The organism is Caldifermentibacillus hisashii (assembly GCF_039654145.1).
In the GTDB taxonomy this organism is placed as follows: Bacteria; Bacillota; Bacilli; order Bacillales; family Caldibacillaceae; genus Caldifermentibacillus; species Caldifermentibacillus hisashii.
In genome coordinates this window covers 2,805,467-2,827,826 of record NZ_CP155467.1, presented here as the reverse complement: position 1 = coordinate 2,827,826, position 22,360 = coordinate 2,805,467, and the positions used below count along the sequence as shown (strand labels likewise).

Genomic DNA, 22,360 nt, shown 5'->3' with positions numbered 1-22,360 from the left:
TTTAAAAGTTGGCACACTACTTGCAATATAAAATTGTGACAAGAATTTGACAAACGAGGAAGTGACGGGAGTGGATTTTCAACTGGATGAAGATATTTTACTCTTGAAAGAAAATGTCAGAGACTTTATCCAAAAAGAGGTTGAAGCGGTTGCCGAGCAAATTGAAGCTGATGATAAAATTCCACAACATATCATTGAGATGTCGAAAGAATTAGGTCTGTTCGGTTTAAGTATTCCGGAAAAATATGGCGGTCTGGGGATCGGGATGGTTGGTAAATGTGCGATCTATGAGGAGATTGGACAAACTCATAACGGTTACACGACCTTAATTGGCGCCCATACAGGGATTGGCACTGTTGGACTCGTCGAATTTGGAAACGAACAACAAAAAGAAAAATATTTGCCTTCAATGGCAAGTGGTGAAAAAATCGGCGCTTTTGCGCTGACGGAACCGGAAGCCGGATCAAATGCCGCCAATTTGCAAACAACGCAGTAAAAAAGGGAGATAAATATATTTTAAATGGAACAAAACATTATATTACGAATGCAACGGAAGCAGATATTTTTACTGTCATGGCGGTAACAAACCGCAGAAAAGGTGCTCGTGGAATAACCGCATTTATAGTTGAAAAAGGTTTTTCGGGATTCCACATCGGCACGGTTGAACAAAAAATGGGATTACGCGGGTCTCATTCCGCAGAAATTATTTTAGAAGATTGTGAAGTTCCGGTAGAAAACATGCTTGGCGAAGAAGGGGCAGGGTATATAAATGCATTAAAAATCTTGACGAATGGTCGTGCCGGTCTGGCTGCCAGAAATCTGGGAAGTTGTCAAAAATTATTGGATATGGCCACAACGTATACCTTAGAACGGAAACAGTTCGGGGTACCAATCATCGAACATCAAGCAGTCGCCCATATGCTTGCTGAAATGGCAGTCGAAATAGAAGCTTTGCGATCTTTTACATACCGTGTAGCTTGGATGGTGGATGAGGGAAAAAATGTCATTAAAGAAGCGGCAATGTTAAAACTATACGGTTCGGAAACTTACAACCGTGTTGCCGATAAAGCGTTGCAGATTCATGGCGGATTAGGATATATTGCCGGATATCCGATTGAACGATTTTACCGAGATGCCCGGATTACAAGAATTTATGAAGGTACATCTGAAATACAGAAAAATATTATTGCAAAACAGTTAATGAAAGAGTACAGCTGAAAAAGGAGGGCGTAAATGGGGAACGAAGAAGTTGTTATTGTAAGCGCTGTCAGGACGCCGATTGGTACTTTTGGTGGCTCTCTCAAAAATATCAGCTCCGGACATCTGGCCGCACTCGTCATTGAGGAAGCAATCAATCGAGCAAGTATCCAACCGGATCAAATAGATGAAGTCATTATGGGAGAAGTCCGTCAAACAACCGAATCATCAAATGTTGCCAGGGTAGCAGCACTTAGGGCTGGGCTTCCAGAGACGACTCCTGCATTTACAGTTAATCGTCTTTGTGCTTCGGGAATGCAGGCTGTTGCATCCGGCGTCCAAGAAATTCTTCGCGGGGATGCGGAAATTGTCGTTGCCGGTGGAACAGAAAGTATGAGCCGTTCGCCGATTTATCTCCGTGGCGCCCGATTTGGCGATGAAACACCTTATTTAGTAGATTCCAATACAGAAGCGGGCCAGCAACCAACAGAGATTTATGGTGCTAACCTTGGCATGGGGATGACCGCTGAAAATGTGGCGGAAACATACAAGATTTCCAGAGAAGACCAAGATATTTTTGCCCTTGAGAGCCAGAAGCGGGCAAAAGCGGCAATTATGAAAGGGCGCTTCCAAGAAGAAATAATTCCTGTACAAGTGAACCGGAAAAAAGAGTCCTTTCAGTTCACTCAAGATGAACATCCAAGATTCACGACAACCTTGGATAAGTTGGCAACATTAAAACCGGCTTTTAAACCAAACGGGACTGTGACAGCGGGAAACGCATGCGGTAGGAATGACGGTGCAGCGGCGCTTGTCATGATGAAGCGGCAAAAAGCTCAAGAATTAGGGTTAAAACCGTTAGCCAAAATTGTCGATTGGGCTGTTTCCGGTGTGTCTCCTGAAATTATGGGAATTGGACCGGTTCCCGCAGTGAAAAGGTTGTTAGCTAAACAAAACAAATCCATTCAAGATATTGATCTTTTTGAACTGAATGAAGCTTTTGCCTCACAAGCATTGGCATGTATTCGTGAACTATCTCTTGATTATGAAAAGGTAAATGTAAACGGTGGTGCGATTGCCTTGGGACATCCGGTCGGGGCAACCGGTGCCAGAATCCTAACGACCCTTCTCTATGAGATGATAAAACGGCAACAACAATTTGGTATCGCCACATTGTGTGTTGGCGGGGGGCAAGGCATGGCGATGATGATTGAGTTGCTTTAGAGTCCATAAATAATCGGCACTGAAAAGCTTATCGGCAGACTATGCTAAAGACTTACCGAAACAGCCGCCGGAAAATAGAAAAACAAGTTTTAAAGAGCACCCTGTAAAAGTATAGAGCGATCGTTTTTACAGACGCCATAAATTTTAATAAAGGAGAGATTTTTTATGCATTTACGTCTTACGGAAGAACAAAAAATGGTTCAAGAAACGATTCGTAAATTTGTCGAAAAAGAACTAATCCCATTGGAAAATGATGTGCTAAGAAATGAGCGGGAAGGAAGACCAAGCTTGCCGCAAGAAAAAGTAAAAGAACTTCAACTTAAAGCGAAAAATGCAGGATTTTGGGGAATTAATACACCTAGTGAATATGGCGGGGCTGACCTCGGCCAAATGATGCAGGCAATCGTTACCATGGAGATTTCAAAAACGTTTGTTCCATTCAGTTTCGGCGGTTCAGCTGATAATATTCTTTACTATTGTAACGAGGAACAAAAAAAGAAATATTTAATCCCGACAATTAACGGAGAGAAAAAATCTTGTTTTGCCATGACAGAACCGGGTGCCGGCAGTGACACAAGAAATATAAAAATGACTGCGGTAAAAGACGGGGACGAATGGGTTTTAAACGGGGAAAAAACATTTATTACCGGTGGGAACGAAGCCGATTTTGTTATGGTCATTGCCATTACCGATAAAGAAAGGCATGCAAAAACAGGAAGAGAAGGGGTTACCTGTTTTATCGTCGACCGTGATATGGGCTGGCGCTCGGAATATATTCATACAATGGGCGAATGGGGACCGGCCAGTTTAATTTTTGAAAATGTCCGCGTACCGGAAGAAAATATTTTGGGAGAATTGCATGGTGGCTATAAACTCGGTTTGGAATGGATCGGTTTTGCCAGATGGATTGTCGGTGCCCGGGCAGTCGGTGCGGCAGAACGATTATTACAAATGGCAATTGATTATGCAAAAGAACGGGTCACTTTCGGAAAGCCGATTGCCGAACGTCAAGCCATTCAATGGATGATTGCCGATTCCGCCGTCGAAATTGAAGCGGCCAGATGGTTGGTGTTAAACGCTGCTTTTACCCTTGATCAAGGAGAAGATAACCGCCATTTAGCTTCAATGGCAAAATTATACGGGTCAAATATGGGAAATCGGGTAGTTGACCGAGTTTTACAAATTCATGGCGGTATGGGCTATACGAAGGAGTTGCCGATTGAACGTTGGTACCGGGAAGCAAGATTATGGCGCATTTACGACGGTACGGATGAAATCCAGCGTATGATTATTTCTCGGAATCTATTAAAAGGTCATGTTCATATCGGGGATTTTATTTGAGACAATGATTAGTCGGTAAAAATAGCAGGAAAACAAAAAATTCAATTGGAGGTCGAAAATATGAGTAAACGTTTTGAAGGAAGAGTGGCATTTGTTACAGGAGGCAGCCGCGGCATCGGAAAAGGAATAGCAAAACTTTTCTTGGAGGAAGGTGCTAAAGTAGCCATTATTGATATAAATCAGGAAGCATTGAATGAAACAGCCAGTGAATTTGCTCAATCGGGATTCGATGTTTATACAAAGGCAGCTAATGTCGTCAACGCCAATGAAGTAGAAACTGCCATGCAAGAAGTTGTCGAAAAGTACGGGTCGCTCGATATTCTTGTTAACAATGCCGGAATTATCCGTGACAATTTACTATTTAAAATGACGGACGACGATTGGCAACAAGTGATGGATGTTCATTTGAAAGGGTCATTCAATGCGGCACGGGCGGCACAAAAATATATGGTAGAAAGAAAGTATGGGAGAATCATAAATATATCATCTACATCTGCTCTCGGTAACCGAGGTCAAGCCAACTATGCCACGGCAAAAGCAGGTTTACAAGGGTTTACAAAAACATTGGCCATTGAGCTGGGAAAATATGGGATTACAACCAATGCAGTTGCGCCGGGATTTATTCAAACAGAAATGACAAAAGCTACTGCCGAACGAATCGGGGTACCGTTTGATGAATTTGTGAAAGCAGCAGCCGCAGAAATTCCGGTCCAAAGAGGCGGGAAACCGGAAGATATTGCCAATGCTGTCGCGTTTTTTGCCGATGAAAAATCATCTTTCGTAAACGGTCAAGTCCTGTATGTTGCCGGCGGACCAAAAGCATAAGGGGGAAAAAGTATGTCAAAAGAATGGATTGGCAAGACATCAAACAAAGTGAAAAATACCGTTGATCGATTACTCGTGAAACGTTTTGCTGAATCAATCGGTGATTTGCATCCAATTTTTGTCGATGAAACATACGGGGAAAAGTCAAAGTATGGCGTGAATATCGCGCCGCCCACATTCCCAAGGGTATTCGACTATGGCGTATTGGAAGGAGTCGATCTTCCAATGAAAGGGTTAATTCATGGCGAAGAAACGTATCAATATGAACGTCCTCTCCTTGTCGGTGAAGAAGTATATTGTTATACAATTATTCAGGACTATTATGAAAAGAAGGGAAAAAGTGGTGACATGGGTTTTGTGGTCATCAAACGAGTGGGCGAGGATACAAAAGGTAAAACCATTTTTACCGAAATCCAAAATGTTATTATTACAGAAGCCGTACGAAAGGGGATAAATGTGTGAAAACAATGACAGAGTTTAAACCCGGAGAAACCTTGGAAGTGACATTAGCCCCGGTAGCAAGATTGGATTTAATTAAATATGCCGGAGCTTCCGGTGACTTCAACCCGATTCATACGATTGACGAGGAAGCAAAAAAAGCGGGGTTACCGGGAATCATTGCTCATGGTATGTGGACAATGGGAAACTTAAGCAAACTATTTACTCCTTTTTTAGAAAAAGGTTTTATCAAGGAATATAAAGTTCGCTTTGCAGGAATGGTTTTTCTTGATGATGTATTGACATTAAAAGCGGAGTTAGCAGAAACGAGTGGAAATAATCTGTTTTTCAATGTTAAAGCTGTTAAAGAAAATGGCCAAGAGGTTGTCAAGGGAAGCGTTCATTTTAGGCTATATGATGCAGTATGATTTCTGTTGAAACGATCGGCAAATAGGCAAGCTTAAAAAGTGTTGTTTGATTTTCGTGTGAAGAGCCGGACAAAAGGTTCCAACGTCCGGCTTTCTTCCAAATACGATTGAAATGAAAGCGGAGGTGAGTCGGGTGGATTTTATGTATTCCGAGAGAGTACAAGAATTTCAGAAAAGATTAGCAGAATTTATGGATGAATTTATTTATCCAAATGAAAAAGTTTATGAAGAGCAATTAAATGAATATGACCGTTTTGCGACTGTTCCACCGATAATGGAGGAATTGAAGCAAAAAGCGAAAGAACGAGAATTATGGAATTTATTTTTACCGGATAGTAAGTATGGAGCCGGATTATCAAATCTTGAATATGCCCCGCTCTGTGAAATTATGGGAAGGTCGCCAATTGCACCGGAAGTATTCAATTGCTCGGCACCGGATACCGGTAATATGGAAGTGCTTGTCCGATACGGAACAGAAGCACAGCAGGAACAATGGCTAAAACCACTTTTAAACGGGGAAATCCGTTCTTGTTTTTCCATGACCGAACCGGATGTTGCTTCATCCGATGCGACAAATATCCAAGCAAGTATTGTTCGCAATGGGGACCATTATGTTATTAACGGAACGAAATGGTGGTCATCCGGTGCAGGTGACCCAAGGTGCAAAATCGCCATCGTTATGGGGAAAAGTGACCCAACTGCGCCGAAACATAAACAGCAGTCGATGATTCTCGTCCCGCTGGATACACCCGGAGTTACCGTCAAGCGAGTGTTAACTGTTTTTGGCTATGACCACGCCCCACATGGTCATGCGGAAATTGAATTTAAAAACGTTCGCGTTCCCGCAACGAATATATTATTAGGTGAAGGAAGAGGATTCGAAATTGCTCAAGGACGGCTTGGACCGGGGAGAATTCATCATTGTATGCGGACGATCGGTGCCGCGGAAAGAGCGTTGGAACTCATGGTCAAACGTGTCAAGGAACGGGAAACATTTGGAAAAAAATTGGCGGACCAAGGCGTGATACAAGAATGGATTGCCAACGCAAGAATGGAAATTGAGCAAGCAAGATTGTTGACTTTAAAAGCAGCATACATGATGGATACGGTTGGCAATAAAGCAGCTAAAGCAGAAATTGCCATGATTAAAGTAGTTGCCCCAAATATGGCATTAAAAGTGATCGACCGAGCCATTCAAGCTTTTGGAGCAGCCGGTGTCAGCCAGGATACACCACTTGCTGCAATGTATGCCAATATCCGGACACTCAGACTTGCTGACGGACCGGATGAAGTCCATCGCCGTACCATTGCCAGAGAAGAGTTGAAAAAATACAGTTTAATGTCATAAATGTATTTGGCCTCACAGTAACTTTCCAACGGCTAATCATTGTTATCACAGCGGTAACGGTGATGGTCTTATTAACCATCTTTTTAAGAAAAACATTTATCGGTGCAAGTATTATTGCAATGGCTCAAAATCGCGAGGGGGCATCACTAGTGGGCATTAATACCAATCGGGTAACTATGTTGACATTTTTCATTGCCGGCGCTCTTGCTGCTATTGGCTCATCATTGACAGCACCGATTAACCTTGTTTTTCCTTCAATGGGTCACCTCGTTATTTTAAAAGCATTCGTCATTATCATTATTGGCGGGATGGGAAGTGTTCCCGGGGCGATTCTCGGCGGGTATATTCTCGGATTTACCGAGAGTATCGGTGCAACGTATATATCAAATGATTATAAAGATTTAATAGCGTTTATCTTACTTGTTATTATTTTGACCGTAAAACCTCAAGGAATTTTTTCAAGGGGGGAGCAAAGTTGAGCATGCTGATGAATATCCTCTCCTTTGAATGGGAAAAATAATGGAAGATACCTTTCAAAGGAGAGAATACTTAAATGAGCAAACAACTTCCGCAAAATCCGACCTCTTATTGGCAGGATAGTGTGCAGTTTCCTGCGTTCCCTTCCATAAACGAAGATATAGAAGTCGATGTAGCAATTATCGGTGGCGGTATTACCGGAGTTACTTCGGCGTATTTATTAACCCAAGAAGGTTTAAAAGTCGCTCTTGTCGAAGCGGACCGGTTAATGACCGGGACAACCGGAAACACGACAGCAAAACTAACTGTGCAACACGGTTTGTTTTATGATGAACTAATCAGCCATTTTGGTGAAGAAAAGGCCAAGCTTTATTATCAGGCGAATAAAGAAGCGATGGAGTTTGCCAAAAGTTTAATTGAAAAGCATCATATTGAATGTGATTTAAAGATAGAGGATGCCTATGTTTTTACCGAAAATGACGAAACGGCCAGTCAATTGGAAAAAGAAATGAATGCCTATGAAAAATTAGGAATTCCCGGTAAATTAGTTGAAGAAACCACGTTGCCGTTCAAGGTAAAGCAAGCCTTAATCATGCCGGAACAAGCCCAATTTCATCCGTTAAAATATTTGCGTGTACTTGTGGAAGAGTTAAAACAAGCCGGTTGTCTCATTTACGAGCAAACCGTTGCTTCGAAAGTAGAGATGGGTGAAGCTCCAAAAGTATTGTTAAAAGATGGTCATACGGTCACTTGTAAATATGTGTTAAGTTGCTCGCATTTTCCATTCCATGATGAAGGTTTTTATTTTGCCCGAATGTATGCGGAACGGTCCTATGTTGTCGGAGCATTAGTAGAAGATGACTTTCCGGGCGGTATGTATATCAATGCCGAAAAACCGACGAGATCAATCCGCTACACACCATACCAAAATGAGAAACTCATCATTATCAGCGGTGATCATCATAAAACCGGACAAGGAGAATCAACAGATAAACATTATCAAAACTTACAAACCTACGCGGAAAACACGTTTAAAGTGAAGGAATTTGTCTATCGCTGGAGTGCTCAGGATTACTCGACCCTCGATAAAGTCCCGTTCATCGGTTATCTGACGGATTCGAATCGGAACATATTAGTGGCGACCGGATTTCGTAAATGGGGAATGACTCATAGCCATGTCGCAGCACTCCTTTTTCGCGACTTGATTTTAGATAAGGAAAATCCGTATGAGACCTTGTACGTGCCGTCAAGATTTGTCACCGATCCTTCTGTAAAACGAGTCATTCAAACAAATGTCGATGTTGCTAAACATTTAGTAAAGGGGAAGTTGAAAAAGCCGACGAAAAAAGTGGATGATTTAAAAAATGAGGAAGGTGCCATCGTTCAAGTTGACGGGAAACGCTGCGGTGCCTATAAAGATAAGAATGGAAAGCTGTTTTTGGTCGATTCCACCTGTACACATATGGGTTGCGAAGTCAAGTGGAACAGCGGTGAAAAAACTTGGGACTGCCCTTGCCACGGATCCCGCTTTGCCATCAATGGAGATGTTGTGGAAGGACCGGCAGAACGACCGTTAAAACAAGTTCAAGAAGGGGATTTATAAAGGCATCAGTGGAAATAAGTACCCCACCTAAACGGCCAGTAGACCTCATCGAAAAGACTTTCGAGTTGACAAAAATGGTGGGTGGGGCGATCAACTACCCGCAAAGGTCCGATTGGTTCAACTAACCATCAGTGGGAAGAACCCCCCTGATGGAAGTTTCACTTTATCCCGCACAAACGGTCACTAAATCTTCCTCCTAAGTCTTAAGTGGAATCAAAGATGTAAAGGAGGAAGATAAGTGCCCGTAAGTGCCCGATTGGTTCAACTAACCATCAGTGGGAAGAACCCCACTGATGGAAGTTTCACTTTATCCCGCACAAACGGTCACTAAATCTTCCTCCTAAGTCTTAAGTGGAATCAAAGATGTAAAGGAGGAAGATAAGTGCCCGTAAGTGCCCGATTGGTTCAACTAACCATCAGTGGGAAGAACCCCACTGATGGAAGTTTCACTTTATTCATTACTATGTTTTGCCAACCATTTAATTTCCAATTGATCTCCCGGTTCCAGTTCCTCGATAAAAGTCGCTTGTTCGCCGTTTTTTAAAATAAGGTAGTCACCATTTGGGTTCGACGGCAGTTCGAAATCGGCAAAACGAAATACGTCTTGAAAAATAAATGGTTTATAAGTAATATGCTCGACAATCAACGAATCTTTGTTATAAATGCGGCTCGTTTTTTCCAGTTCTATCCCGTCCCGTTTAATGACGGTTATTTTTTTCTTTAACAGGACATCTTTCCCGTTAAATGTAATCGGTAAAGATGTCTCCAATTGCCAATTTAGTAGAAATGCAAGTTCTTCCACAGTCGGGGGAGCAGCTTGAATAAACTCAATTACGTCCTTGTCAGCAAACGGGGTATTCAACGGGACCTCTTTTCCATTTTTCAACACTTTATCCGATTTTTGAGGAATTGTCGTCTCTTGGTCATTAATTTTCAAAATAAATGGTTCGGGTACTAAATGTAATTGACTTAATAAATTTTGGACTGTGTTTAACTCACGCCATTCAATTATATCCCGATCTTTAATGATATAATCTTCTGTAACGGTCTGACCGTTCACCTTTGCAGTTGGTAAAATTTCATAGTGATCCCCATTAAAGGTAATGTTTTTTCTGAAATCATTCAATAAATCTTTTAAAGCTAGTTCGACACTTTTTCCGTCATTGCCTTTCTCCGCCGATATGATATCGCCATCATTAACATAGTCGTCAAGAGAACAAGCCTGCCCGTTTTTTAATAATAGTGGCGGTGAACCGAATGAACCGCTGATGGTCATTGCCTTGCCATTTACAGTGATGATTTTGGCGAGACCCGGTTTTCCGTACAATTGACTTAATTTTACACCGGCTTGGATAAGACAATCGCCTACCGTTAATTTTTTTACTTCGAACATGCGAACAGGGATTTCGTTAACATAAACCGTTTTAAATTGAAGCGGGTTTTGCTTAGCATAAACAGCAATGCCAATCGGTGTAATCATTTCCGGACCGGTAACTTCGACGCCTTCTAGTGGTAAATTTTGGATGGCATCAATGCCGCGAATGGCCACTCGGTTTTTCGGTAAATTTAATTTTTCAGCAACTCTTTCATCAAGACCGGGTGTTAAACTTCCGCCTCCAATTAACATGACTGCCTTTGGTGACTTGAGACCGTTGAGCCGGAAAATTTCTTCCGTTATTTTTGTCGCTAAATGATCAATGGCGGGGGAAATAGATTGTATGATTTCCGCTCGTTCCATCGTTTGTTCGAAACCTAAAATATCTTTGATGGTGACCGTAGCTTGATCGGTTAATTGAATTTTCACTTCTTCGGCCATCGGGAAATCTAATAAAAATTGATCACTGATTGCTTCGGTAATTTCATCTCCGGCAACCGGAACCATCCCATAATTGACAATGGTACTTTGATCTGTAATGGCAATATCAGATGTACCTGCTCCGATATCAACAAGGGCAACATTTAACCGGCGCATCGAAGGCGGAATGAGAACGTGGATGGCTGCAATGGGCTCAAGTGTCAGCGCCTCAATATCGAGATTGCATCGTTTCAATGCCGTAGCTAAGGAATCGATGACAATTCTCGGCAAAAACGTCGCAATAATATCAACAGATGCCTCATTTCCAATTTGGTCGATTAAACTCCCGATCTTCTGACCATCTAAATAATAATATAAAACAGAATAGCCAACACAAAAATACTCGGCATTCACATCGTCAAATTTATTTTTTATTTGCTGTTCCGCTTTTTGGATCGCCATCAGCTCAAGGTGGATAACATCGTCTTTTTCCAACTTTCGTCCTTTAATGGAAACGGTTGCCGACGCTTCTTCCGTTTTCAGCGATCGACCTGCTGCAGCGACACAAGCTTTCGTTAGCGGACCGAATTCTTCTTCTAATTCTTTTTTTACTTCACCAATTATATGGGCAACAGCCGTAACATCGTGAATTTGACCGTCGAGCATTGCCCTTTGTTTGTGTTCTTTCATGACCACTTTTTTTACAACAAAAGCTTGTTCTGCTTTTTCTAATATGATCCCGACTATAGATCTTGTTCCGATATCTAAAGCAAAAATTTGATTATTTTCCCTCATCAAAACACCTCTTAACCTAGGAAGGGATATTATAAAGTCTTTTACCAAATAGCCTTACACACCAACTGTTCCTGCTACTTGCAATTTACCATAATTTTAGGATAATATAAAGTGACTTATCATTCACTAAAAAATATCTATTTTTCGTTAAAAATTCCTTTTTTACTAAAAAAATATACGTTTAAGCTAAATATGTGCTATAATGGACATTATCCCTTTTGTCTATTTTAACAGAAGGGATTTTTAATGATATAAATGCCAGACCAAAATAAATTATTTATGAACCCGAAAAGTTAAGAATTCTAAAACTAAATAGGGTAAAATAAGTAAAAGGGATACTTAGCCTTTTTGAAATCGGCATAAAAAAGATGATACGAAACAATGGATAAATTCATTTAGGAAAAAGGAGTTGTCGAAAGTGAATAATATTACAATTTATGATGTGGCAAGGGAAGCAAATGTGTCTATGGCTACGGTATCACGGGTAGTTAATGGCAATCCGAACGTGAAACCCGCCACAAGAAAAAAAGTTATGGAAGTTATTGATCGTTTAGGGTATCGCCCTAATGCTGTGGCAAGAGGTCTTGCAAGTAAGCGAACAACAACGGTCGGTGTGATAATCCCCGATATTTCGAGTACAAACTTTTCGGAAATGGCTCGTGGGATTGAAGATATTGCCATGATGTACAACTATAATATTATTTTAAGTAATTCAGACCAAAATAAAGAAAAAGAATTTCATTTACTTAATACGATGCTCGCAAAACAAGTGGACGGGATTATTTTCATGAGTGGCAATGTAACCAAGGAACATGTGGAAGAATTTGAAAAATCATCGGTACCGATTGTTTTAGCCGGCTCTATTGAAGAAACAGGGAAACTCCCGTCTGTAAATATCGATTATGAACAGGCGGCATATGATGCAACGACCTATTTTATTAACAAAGGGCATAAAAAAATCGGTTATGTGTTTGGTCCGTTACAAGAACCGATTAATGGTGTGAAAAAGATGGCCGGTTTTAAACGGGCATTGACTGAAGCAGGAATTGAATACGATGAAAATTATGTATTTGACGGCGATTATACGTATGATTCGGGTATCGAAGCCGCAGAAAAATTATTGGAACTGGACGAAAAACCAACAGCCATTTGTGTTGGTACCGATGAAATGGCCATTGGTGTCGTTCACGGCCTACAAGATAGAGGTTATAAAATTCCGGAAGATATTGAAATTATTTCTGCCAATAATACTCGGTTGGCTGTAATGGTTCGCCCGCAATTAACAACTATTGTTCAACCTTTATATGATATTGGTGCTGTTTCCATGCGGTTATTAACGAAATATATGAATAAAGAAGAAGTAACCGATCATGTAGTCGTTCTTCCGCATCGAATTGAAGTTCGCAACTCAACAAAATAAGAATTGTACCGATATAAAAGGAAGAAAGAAAAGGAAGGCGGTCCTGATAAGCTTTTCAATGAGACTTCACGAAAAGGTTGTCTTCTTTCAAAAAGATAAGCTTATCCAAAAGAGCTTTCCTGGTACGGTATTACATACAGAAAAAAATTCCTTTTATAGCGGGAGATGGATATGAAACGTTTTGATATTTTAACGCCTTTTGGCATGATTTTGGGGATTTTGGTGTTTGCGTTTGGTGTAATATCCTCAAAAGGTGTCAATGGTTTTCTAAAGTTTATTGATATACCTTCTATCATTATCGTTTTTGGCGGATTAACAGCGGCATTATGTATCAGTTTTCCGTTGAAAGAATTAAAATTAATGTTTGTCATAATTAGACAAGCCTTCTCTCATCAAGATTTCCAACTCGGCAAATTAATTGATTTATTTGCTCATTTATCAGACCGTGCCAGGAGAGATGGATTACTTTCTTTGGAAGTAGAAATTGAAAAAGTGGATGATCCTTTTATTAAAAAAGGAATACTTCTGGCTATCGACGGAATTGATCCGGATATCATTATCGATATCATGACTGCTGAAATTTCCGCCATGGAAGAACGGCATCGAAAAGGAAGAAGCATTCTGGAAAAAGCCGGTGAGTATGCACCTTCTTGGGGGATGATCGGGACATTGATCGGACTCATTCTTATGCTGAACGATTTAAACGACCCGGATAGTATCGGACCGAGTATGGCTGTTGCGATTATAACAACTTTATACGGTTCCCTGTTAGCAAATTTATTTTTCTTGCCTCTCGCGGCAAAATTAGCCGATAAAACAGAGCAAGAAGTATTTGTTAAGCAAGTCATTGTAGAAGGGATTATTGGTGTCCAGTCAGGTCAAAATCCGAAATTGCTTACCGAAAAATTATCGGCATTTATTTCCCAATCGGACTTGAAACTCACCTCAGAAGAATATCCCGGTGAGGAGGGATAAGAATGAGGCGTAAAAAGTCAAAACCCTCCGGAAAAGGTGCTCCCTTATGGTTGGTAACCTATTCTGATTTAGTTACTTTAATCCTTGTTTTCTTCATTTTGCTATTTGCCATGTCCCAAGTGGATATTCAAAAGTTTGAAGCGTTGTCAAAGTCATTAAAAGAACGACAAATATTTGATTTTTATCCTTCTGCCATTCCCCTTGAACCTTCTTCGGATCAAACGATTGAGGGAGAGGAAGAAGATGGCGGAAAGGATAAAAAACAGGAACTGCCAAAAAAAGGGGACCGTCTTGATCAATTGTTAGCGGAAATAAACGGCTACATTCAAGAAACCGGATTAAAGGATGTTGTTGTTGCAACGAGAACGGAACGAGGGATTGTCCTCGTCCTTCCTGAACAAATCATCTTTGAATCAGGGGCGGCAGAAATCCTGGATAACGCTGTTCCTTTTTTGGAGCGTGTGTCGTCGCTGTTAATAAAAATTCCTAACGTGGTAAAAGTGGAAGGACATACAGATAATCGACCAATTCATAATGCAAAGTATCCGTCCAATTGGGAATTGTCATCAGCCAGAGCCAGCAGTGTTATTCGCTATTTTATTGATATCCATCATATGGCGCCGGAAAGATTTATTGCAACCGGATATAGTGACACAAGGCCGGTGGCTCCGAATGACGGTCCTGAAAACTGGGAAAAAAACCGCCGCGTCGAGATTGTTATTATGGATCCTGCCTATGATGATAAAGAAGACGGAAACTAAAACTAGAAATGTTGAACTAGATCAGCAATATCAAAGGCCCGAATGGTGATGAGCATACCATTTTTTTGAAAAACTCATCATTATCGGGCCTTTTTCCCCGCACAAACCGGCCACTAAATCTTCCTCCGATGCCAGAGAAGGGAAATCAAGGATGTTAAGGAGGAAGATAAGTGTCCGTAAGAGCCCGATTGGTTCAACTAACCATCAGTGGGGAAACAGCCCACTGATGGAAGTTTCACTTTATCCTACAGTTTACTGTTTTGAATAATTTTTAAAGCCATCGCAACCACTTGTGCATTTTTTTCTTCAATCTCTTTTTTTCTTGGAATGACCGGAACCATATCCACCGGGTCCATCCATTCTGTCGGTAAAGGAACAGGTGATTGAGCGGTCCATTTTTCCAACCAATCTTCCGGCAATTTCCCAGTTGCTTTATCCCGTTGATTTGTCATCTCTAACCAAATAAACGACCAAGCTCTGGGAACAACTCGCCAAATATCATAGCCTCCCCCGCCAACAGCGATCCATTTCCCATCACAGTATTTGTGAGCGATTTCATGGGCTAACTTCGGGATTTCTTGGTAAATTTTGATGGAAGCTGACAAATGCGTTAATGGATCATAGTAATGCGCATCAGCTCCGTTTTGCGACACAATAATATCCGGTTGAAAATATTCTACAACCTTTTCAACGGATGTCTTATAAGCATGCAGCCAAGATTCATCTTCAGTAAAAGCATCCAAGGGGATATTGAATGTAAATCCATAACCTTGACCGGTCCCGCGTTCATGTACTTGCCCCGTACTAGGGAAAAGATATCGCCCTGTTTCATGAATGGATAATGTACAGACGTCAGGGTCATCATAAAATGCCCACTGAACCCCATCCCCATGATGTGCATCTGTATCAATATAAAGAACTCTTACATTATATTTTTGCCGTAAATAAGCAATGGCAATTGAACAGTCATTGTATATACAAAAACCGGAAGCTCGCCCGCGAAATCCGTGATGCAATCCACCGCCGAGATGCAAGGCATGATCACTTTTCCCTTCCATAACAGAATCGACCGCCGTAATCGTACCACCGACAATGAGACTGCTTGCTTCATGCATATTTGGAAAAATCGGTGTATCCTCCGTACCTAAACCGAAATTGTTTGCCCTGTCCATCGGTAATTCTTGTCTTCCGGCTCTTTTTACCGCTTCGATAAAATCTTCATCATGAATTAATTGTAATTCATCATCACTCGCTTTTCGGGGCGGTACGATTTGTTCATCTGAAAGCGCTTGTATTGATTTCAACAAATCAACCGTTAACTCCAGTCTTTTTTGATTGAACGGATGATGTTGATTAAATTTATAGGACAATAACTCCGGCGAATACACAAAAGTAGCATTATTTTTCATAGGTCATCCCCGGAAAATTTGGCCATAAAACCTCATATTTTTCTGCTTTTAACTTTTCAATGATTGGAAGTGGATTAATTGTATTCAGCCGGAAAACAATAATTTTTTTATCCTGTTCCTTTTTATCCGGGTAAAGGTGGACACTTTCAATATTTACGCGAAAGCTGTTAAAAATCTCTAATACTTTTGATAAATTGCCCGGTTTATTGGACATACGGATTTCAACGAATGAGCCAGGTTGATCGGCTCCGGTTAACTTTACAAAGGTAAAAAGCACATCGGTTTCTGTTATAATGCCGATTAATTTCCCGTTTTGAACAACAGGCAGGCAACCAATTTGATATTTATAAAAGTATGCAGCTACTTCCTCAAGAAAATCAAGCGGATGTACGGTGATGACATCTTTCGTCATAATGAGATGAATCGGTTTATCGAAAATTCCCGAATCATTCCCTTTGGAAAAGATTGACGGAACTGCTGAACGAATATCTCTGTCGGAAACGATCCCAATGCATCGATTTTGTTCATCAACAATTGGAATATGCCGTATTTGATTATTTTCGATCAAATAGATGGCGGATTGAATCGAATCGTTTTCTTTTAATGTAAATACATTTGTTTTCATCACTTCTTCAACAAGCAAAAGAATACCCCCTTATACGTAACGTTCCACTAGGATGTAAAATATTTGTCTTGATTATAATCAAAGCATACATTCCTTCCCTTTAACCGATCCTCGATTTCCCGTTTTTCCTCTCTTTCCTTGTTTCTCGTACAATCCATGTAAAAATTTTTCGCCTTCATCTGACTTCAGCCTTCGCTTTAGTACATAAACCGATTCCTGAAACGAAGACGATCAAATTTTTCAATCGAGGCTTGGTCGACCCGTTTTCCGATTCTCACCATCAAGCAGTTGGCCGGATGGGAACAAATTTCCGGATCATCGGTGGCAAACCAAACAAGACCGCCGGCATTCATCATCTTTTCCATGATTTTCCGATATTCCCACACATTCAGACCTGTCCCCTTCAAATCCCAATGCCAATAGTACTCAGTGGTAATAATGATATAATCTTCCATCGAATCATCCATCATGGCAACAATTAATAATTGTTTTCCTACAGCCATCCCTCGATATGGTGCAGCAACCTCAATCGCACCTAATTCTAGTAAATTATCCATTTTTTCCTCTGACCATCTTTCCAATGGATCAGGATAAAGGAAGGTGGCATAACCAATTACCGTATCTCCATCTCTCGCAATAATAATTCTGCCTTCCGGGAGGGCGGCGATTGAAACAAGCGCTTTTTTTTGTTCGTTAGCCGGTCGAAACGCTACTAAACCTTCATGAAAATGGTATTTGGAAAGCGTTTCTGATGGTACAGGGCCTTCAATAATTAAAGTCCCTTTTTTCGTTTCCCACTCTTTTTTATAGTAGGTTTTTTTATGTTCCAAAATATCACCTCATACGAATTTAATTCTATTATACTTGAAAGTGGTTTCAAAAAGCGAGCGAATTTTCTCACTTTACTATCCCTATTATTATAATATTTGAAAACTAGCTTAATAGAAACTTGCATTTTTAACAAAATTATGAAATAAATATATTATATGGGATATTTTGTTGCATATTTGAGCAAGGGGGAATATTAATGAAATTGGAAACGTTATCAGCAGTAAAAGGGGAACATAATTTAAAAAATTATGAGGAAGCGTACCAAACCTTTAAATGGGAGGAAGCTGAACAATATTTTTCTTGGCATTCGACCGGGAAAGTAAATATTGCTTTTGAGACGATTGACCGTCATGCAGAGAGTTTTCGCAAAAACAAAGTGGCGCTTATTTACCGGGATGCGAGTCGATTAGAAAAATATACGTTTAAAGAAATGAAGGATTTTTCGAATAAAGCCGGAAATGTATTTAAAGATTACGGTGTTACAAAAGGGGATCGTGTATTTGTCTTCATGCCGCGCTCGCCGGAACTTTATTTTGCCTTCCTCGGAGCTATCAAATTAGGTGCAATCGTTGGGCCGTTATTCGAGGCATTCATGGAAGGAGCAGTAAGAGACCGCCTGCTGGACAGTGGTGCAAAATATTTAGTGACAACACCGGAATTATTACCACGTGTACCGGTAGATGAATTGCCGGACTTGGAAACCATTTTTATCGTTGGTGAAAATGTTGAGGAAAACGGTAAATATGTTGATTTTAATAAAAAATTGGCTGAGGCTAGTAAAAATTTGGAAATTGAATGGGTAGACCGTGAAGATGGTTACATACTTCATTATACATCCGGTTCAACAGGAAAACCAAAAGGGGTTTTGCATGTCCATAATGCCATGATTCAACAATATATGACTGCCTATTGGGTACTTGATTTGAAAGAGGACGATATTTATTGGTGCACTGCTGATCCCGGCTGGGTAACGGGAACTTCTTACGGTATATTTGGTCCTTGGCTAAACGGGGCAACGAATGTAGTTGTTGGGGGAAGGTTTAGTCCGGAAGCCTGGTATAAGACGATTGAAGATTTCGGCGTAACTGTCTGGTATAGTGCGCCAACCTCTTTCAGGATGTTAATGGGTGCCGGCGATGAGGTCGTAAATAAGTTTGATTTAACTTCTTTACGTCATATTTTAAGTGTTGGAGAGCCGCTTAATCCGGAAGTTATTCGTTGGGGGTCAAAAGTATTCGGACATCGCATTCATGATACATGGTGGATGACAGAAACGGGGGCCCATTTAATATGTAACTACCCTTGCATGGATATTCGTCCGGGCTCGATGGGGAAACCAGTACCGGGAGTGGTTGCTGCCATTGTTGATGATCAAGGCAATGAATTACCACCGAATCAGATGGGGAACTTGGCCATTAAAATAGGTTGGCCGTCCATGATGCGGAAAATTTGGAATAATCCTGAAAAATATGAGTCTTACTTCTTCCCGAATGGCTGGTATGTTTCCGGAGATTCAGCTTATATGGACGAAGACGGTTATTTCTGGTTCCAAGGCCGGGTTGACGATGTGATTAATACCTCGGGTGAGCGGGTCGGACCGTTTGAAGTTGAAAGTAAACTGGTTGAGCATCCTGCTGTACGGGAAGCCGGTGTCATCGGTATTCCGGACCCTGTTCGCGGTGAAATTATTAAAGCGTTTATTTCATTGAGAGAAGGATACACACAATCGGATGAATTAAAAGAAGATATCCGTCAATTTGTCAAAACCGGTCTTGCTGCTCATGCTGCACCGAGACAAATTGAGTTTGTTGATAAATTGCCGAAAACCCGAAGCGGAAAAATTATGAGAAGAGTACTGAAAGCTTGGGAATTGAACTTGCCAACAGGTGATCTCTCGACAATGGAAGATTAATTATTGAGGTAATCAAAATTTGGAAATGAAAAAACCCCGAGAATGCTAAGTTCTTGGGGTTTTTCCGTTTTTACTGCACTGGGGAACCGCCCTGTGCAGTTTCATCAATATAATTGTCATCCGCAGAATCCTGTGTCGGTGTTGGACTGGTATTTTCAACTGTCACCACATTTGATAATGGAGACTCATTACCGGCAATATCAACAGCTACTACAGCGTATTGACCGTTGCCCGGCAAATGATAGGCAAGCGATGAGCCGGCAATAATACTTGCGATTTTTTCGCCGCGTCCGCCATTTGTCACTCGATAAATTCGATAACCGACAATATCATTTTCGGGATGTCTGTTCCAACTTATCGTTGTATTAGATAATGATACCCCTAATGGATCAGGGATTTTCCCGTTTTCATTCATTCTTGCTGTCGAAACGAAAATGTTGGACCAATTTCCGGTACTCGGAATCAGCTGATTGACATTTTTAAGATTTGGAGCTACTTGTTTGACAAAATCCGGATTTAACATCAGTCCGGACTGGGTAAATTCGCTCGGTGTTGAATCAAGTGCTACATATTTTTGACCACCAATGGTAACAAATCTCCCGTCAATTAAACTATCATCAACTTTTGTTGGTACATAATCAGCGATAAAATAATCCGATAATGTCAGACCTGCTTTCGAACACGCATTGGATGGAAGCAGACCGGATACACCGCAATAAGCTCTTTTAACGATTCCGCCAGGCATATTAAAGCGGTCTTTAACACCAATTACGTCCGGAGCCACATCATAGGCAGCGTTCATCAATTTTGCCCAAAGTGATAAATGTTTATTTCGGAACGCTTCCGGTATCGTCTTCGGTTGATCAAATCCGAACCAAATACCAGCAGTGAAATTAGGATTTAGCCCGACAAACCAAACATCTTCCGTGTCATTGGTCGTCCCCGTTTTCCCGGCAAGATCAGCAGAAAATTTAAGTTGCCTCGGCAATGCTCTGGCTGTACCACTTCGAACGACATCCCGCATCATATCAATTGTTAAATATGCGGCCTGTGGGGAAAATACTTCAACCGGTTCACTTTTATGTTCATAAACGACATTCCCGTCATTATCAACAATTTTTTCAATCATGTATGCATCAATAAATTTCCCGTCATTGGCAAATGCGGTATAGGCATTCGTATTTTCTTCCACGGTTACGCCATTTGTAATACCGCCGAGGGCAATGGCTAAATTGGTATGATCTGCTTTGGTTATCCGACTAATTCCTAGTTTTTCCAAGTATTGGACCGGATCATGCGAGATGATTTTTTGCATTAAATAAACAGCAGACACGTTATAGGAATGGGTTAATGCTGTTCTTGCCGAAGTTAGCCCATAATATCGCGGTGAAAAGTTGGTCGGCCATGGTTTTCCGGAATCACCTCTCAGACCGAGATCAACATCCGCTAAAACCGTTCCCGGAGCGGCAAGCCCCATATTGATAGCAGGACCGTATACGACCAATGGTTTCATGGTTGATCCGTTCGGACGAAATGCTTGTGTTGCGTGATTTAGATTTTCCCGTTGATAATCAAGGCCGCCGACAAAGCTGATAATTTTTCCGGTTTTATTTTCGATTAGCATGGCGCCTACTTCAAGCGGCTCCTTCACTTGAATGGTTTCATTTGTTTCAGGATCCTTTTTTTGTACCGTTTGGTATGGGACGGTCTCTTTATATTGATTCGTTATTTCCTGCCATTTGTCATAAATATCTTTATTAATGGTTGTATAGATTTTATATCCGTTTTGACGAAGATCCCTTTCGGCAAGTGTATAATAACGGTTATATAAAACTTTACTATTATCGATATCTTCTTTTTTGTAACCGTCTTTTTTATAATAATTTCCCATTAACACTTCAATAGCTCTTCTTTCACTTTCCATAATCAAATATGGATATTGCTCGATAATTGAATCTTGTGGAGGGATAAAATCTTTCACAATGTCATAGGTAGCCGCTTCATCATATTGTTCTTTCGTGATGTACCCCATTTCGAGCATGCGACTTAGCACAACTTTTTGGCGTTTTAAGCCCGGCTCCAGTCCTTCTGCGCTTTTGAGTTCTCCTTTATTTGTAAAAGGAGTGTAGCCGTATGGACTTTGTGGGAGACCGGCGATAAAAGCTGCTTGCGCCAGATTTAAGTCCTTTGCCGGGACACCAAAGATTCCTTTCGCTGCCGCCTGTATTCCGGCAATATTTTGTCCGGAAGAATTTCGCCCAAATGATGATACGTTTAAATATGCTTCCAAAATTTCATCCTTATTGAAAAACTTCTCAACTCTTAAAGCAAGCAAGATTTCCTTCGCTTTTCTTTCAAACGAAACTTCATTCGTTAATATTTGGTTTTTCACCAGTTGCTGTGTTAATGTACTGCCGCCGGTTTGAACGGCTGAATTGGTGACTTCTTGATACAATGCCCGTAGCACAGCTTTAGGAACAACACCGTTATGGGTCTTAAAATTTTGATCTTCCGTTGCAATGACAGCTTTTTTGACAAAATCAGATACGTCATCGATCTTCACTTCTTCCCGGACAATATCCGACCGAAGATGCCCGAGAAAGACATCATTGGCAAAATATAATTCAGACGGTTCTTCATAATTATAGATATCTTTTTTTAATTCTTCATAAGACCGAGGATATTCATCTTTGACAAGGGAAGCGAAATATCCGGCACCAACCCCCAATCCTAATGAAACAGCGAGAATAAAACATATAATACCAATTAAAATCAGATTCCATACAACAGAATAGGTAATTCGAAAAATTTTTGCTGTTTTTGGATTGAATAACTTTTCTTTAATCGGTTTTAGTTGTTTGATCAATGTATTGAAATATTCCTTCATAGCACCCCTCCTGGAATCAAATCCATTATAGCATACCAATTTTCCGCTTACCTTTCTTTTTAACGAATT

At 40.8% G+C, this 22,360-nt stretch carries 16 protein-coding genes and 2 pseudogenes; 13 read left to right on the top strand and 5 right to left on the bottom strand.

All coding sequences use genetic code 11. The annotated features are described in order from the left end of the window. Positions 1-70 precede the first annotated feature (70 nt). The 9 genes and pseudogenes from NSQ14_RS13695 to NSQ14_RS13655 all read left to right on the top strand — a co-directional run bounded on the left by NSQ14_RS13695 (position 71) and on the right by NSQ14_RS13655 (position 8,881). Positions 71-1,218 (top strand): annotated as a pseudogene (locus NSQ14_RS13695) (acyl-CoA dehydrogenase family protein). Positions 1,219-1,233: 15 nt separating this feature from the next. Continuing rightward, a complete protein-coding gene (locus NSQ14_RS13690) occupies positions 1,234-2,421 on the top strand; it encodes a thiolase family protein (RefSeq protein WP_034771822.1) in 1,188 nt (395 codons plus the stop codon). Positions 2,422-2,586: 165 nt separating this feature from the next. Then, positions 2,587-3,762: an acyl-CoA dehydrogenase family protein gene (locus NSQ14_RS13685; RefSeq protein WP_034771820.1), complete on the top strand. Its 1,176-nt coding sequence runs from the start codon at positions 2,587-2,589 to the stop codon at positions 3,760-3,762. Between the two features lie 60 nt (positions 3,763-3,822). Then, positions 3,823-4,587: a 3-oxoacyl-ACP reductase FabG gene (gene fabG, locus NSQ14_RS13680; protein ID WP_041845579.1), complete on the top strand. Its 765-nt coding sequence runs from the start codon at positions 3,823-3,825 to the stop codon at positions 4,585-4,587. A 12-nt stretch (positions 4,588-4,599) separates the two neighbouring features. Continuing rightward, the gene (locus NSQ14_RS13675; RefSeq protein WP_041845580.1) at positions 4,600-5,049 is read left to right on the top strand and encodes a MaoC family dehydratase N-terminal domain-containing protein; all 450 of its coding nucleotides are present in this window, start codon (positions 4,600-4,602) and stop codon (positions 5,047-5,049) included. A gap of 5 nt (positions 5,050-5,054) precedes the next feature. Then, the gene (locus tag NSQ14_RS13670; protein WP_272537314.1) at positions 5,055-5,453 is read left to right on the top strand and encodes a MaoC/PaaZ C-terminal domain-containing protein; all 399 of its coding nucleotides are present in this window, start codon (positions 5,055-5,057) and stop codon (positions 5,451-5,453) included. A 133-nt stretch (positions 5,454-5,586) separates the two neighbouring features. Then, a complete protein-coding gene (locus tag NSQ14_RS13665; protein ID WP_326973567.1) occupies positions 5,587-6,801 on the top strand; it encodes an acyl-CoA dehydrogenase in 1,215 nt (404 codons plus the stop codon). Continuing rightward, positions 6,792-7,280: pseudogene (locus NSQ14_RS13660) on the top strand (branched-chain amino acid ABC transporter permease); the annotation flags it as partial. The gene NSQ14_RS13665 and the pseudogene NSQ14_RS13660, both read left to right, overlap by 10 nt. A gap of 74 nt (positions 7,281-7,354) precedes the next feature. Beyond that, positions 7,355-8,881 carry an FAD-dependent oxidoreductase gene (locus NSQ14_RS13655; protein ID WP_326973565.1) on the top strand — a complete coding sequence of 509 codons (1,527 nt, stop codon included), beginning with the start codon at positions 7,355-7,357 and terminating at the stop codon, positions 8,879-8,881. Between the two features lie 451 nt (positions 8,882-9,332). Here the strand turns inward: NSQ14_RS13655 and NSQ14_RS13650 are convergent, their stop codons facing one another. After that, positions 9,333-11,471 carry a cell division protein FtsA gene (locus NSQ14_RS13650; RefSeq protein WP_034771808.1) on the bottom strand — a complete coding sequence of 713 codons (2,139 nt, stop codon included), beginning with the start codon at positions 11,469-11,471 and terminating at the stop codon, positions 9,333-9,335. Between the two features lie 418 nt (positions 11,472-11,889). Here NSQ14_RS13650 and ccpA point away from each other — a divergent pair, with 418 nt between their 5' ends. From ccpA to motS, 3 genes are all read left to right on the top strand, one after another. Beyond that, on the top strand, positions 11,890-12,891 hold the full coding sequence (gene ccpA, locus NSQ14_RS13645) for a catabolite control protein A (protein ID WP_041847670.1): 1,002 nt from the start codon (positions 11,890-11,892) through the stop codon (positions 12,889-12,891). Between the two features lie 171 nt (positions 12,892-13,062). Then, positions 13,063-13,866, top strand: coding sequence for a flagellar motor protein MotP (motP, locus tag NSQ14_RS13640; protein ID WP_095142312.1), 804 nt, complete (start codon positions 13,063-13,065; stop codon positions 13,864-13,866). Positions 13,867-13,868: 2 nt separating this feature from the next. Further along, on the top strand, positions 13,869-14,627 hold the full coding sequence (motS, locus tag NSQ14_RS13635; protein ID WP_041902904.1) for a flagellar motor protein MotS: 759 nt from the start codon (positions 13,869-13,871) through the stop codon (positions 14,625-14,627). Between the two features lie 245 nt (positions 14,628-14,872). On the opposite strand, the gene NSQ14_RS13630 is transcribed toward motS, so the two are convergent. The 3 genes from NSQ14_RS13630 to NSQ14_RS13620 all read right to left on the bottom strand — a co-directional run bounded on the left by NSQ14_RS13630 (position 14,873) and on the right by NSQ14_RS13620 (position 17,491). Next, positions 14,873-16,036, bottom strand: coding sequence for an acetoin utilization protein AcuC (locus tag NSQ14_RS13630; protein ID WP_095142313.1), 1,164 nt, complete (start codon positions 16,034-16,036; stop codon positions 14,873-14,875). Continuing rightward, positions 16,026-16,679 carry an acetoin utilization AcuB family protein gene (locus NSQ14_RS13625; protein WP_269919362.1) on the bottom strand — a complete coding sequence of 218 codons (654 nt, stop codon included), beginning with the start codon at positions 16,677-16,679 and terminating at the stop codon, positions 16,026-16,028. The genes NSQ14_RS13630 and NSQ14_RS13625 overlap by 11 nt, the downstream gene beginning before the upstream one ends. A gap of 179 nt (positions 16,680-16,858) precedes the next feature. After that, complete coding sequence (locus NSQ14_RS13620) at positions 16,859-17,491, bottom strand: GNAT family N-acetyltransferase (protein ID WP_041845588.1); 633 nt, start codon at positions 17,489-17,491, stop codon at positions 16,859-16,861. 197 nt (positions 17,492-17,688) lie between these two features. On the opposite strand from NSQ14_RS13620, the gene acsA reads away from it, so the two are divergent. Beyond that, positions 17,689-19,404, top strand: coding sequence for an acetate--CoA ligase (acsA, locus tag NSQ14_RS13615; protein ID WP_034771795.1), 1,716 nt, complete (start codon positions 17,689-17,691; stop codon positions 19,402-19,404). A 70-nt stretch (positions 19,405-19,474) separates the two neighbouring features. Here acsA and NSQ14_RS13610 read toward each other — a convergent pair whose 3' ends face one another. Continuing rightward, entirely contained in the window at positions 19,475-22,291 is a 2,817-nt protein-coding gene (locus tag NSQ14_RS13610) for a transglycosylase domain-containing protein (RefSeq protein WP_328188235.1), read from the bottom strand. Positions 22,292-22,360 lie beyond the last annotated feature (69 nt).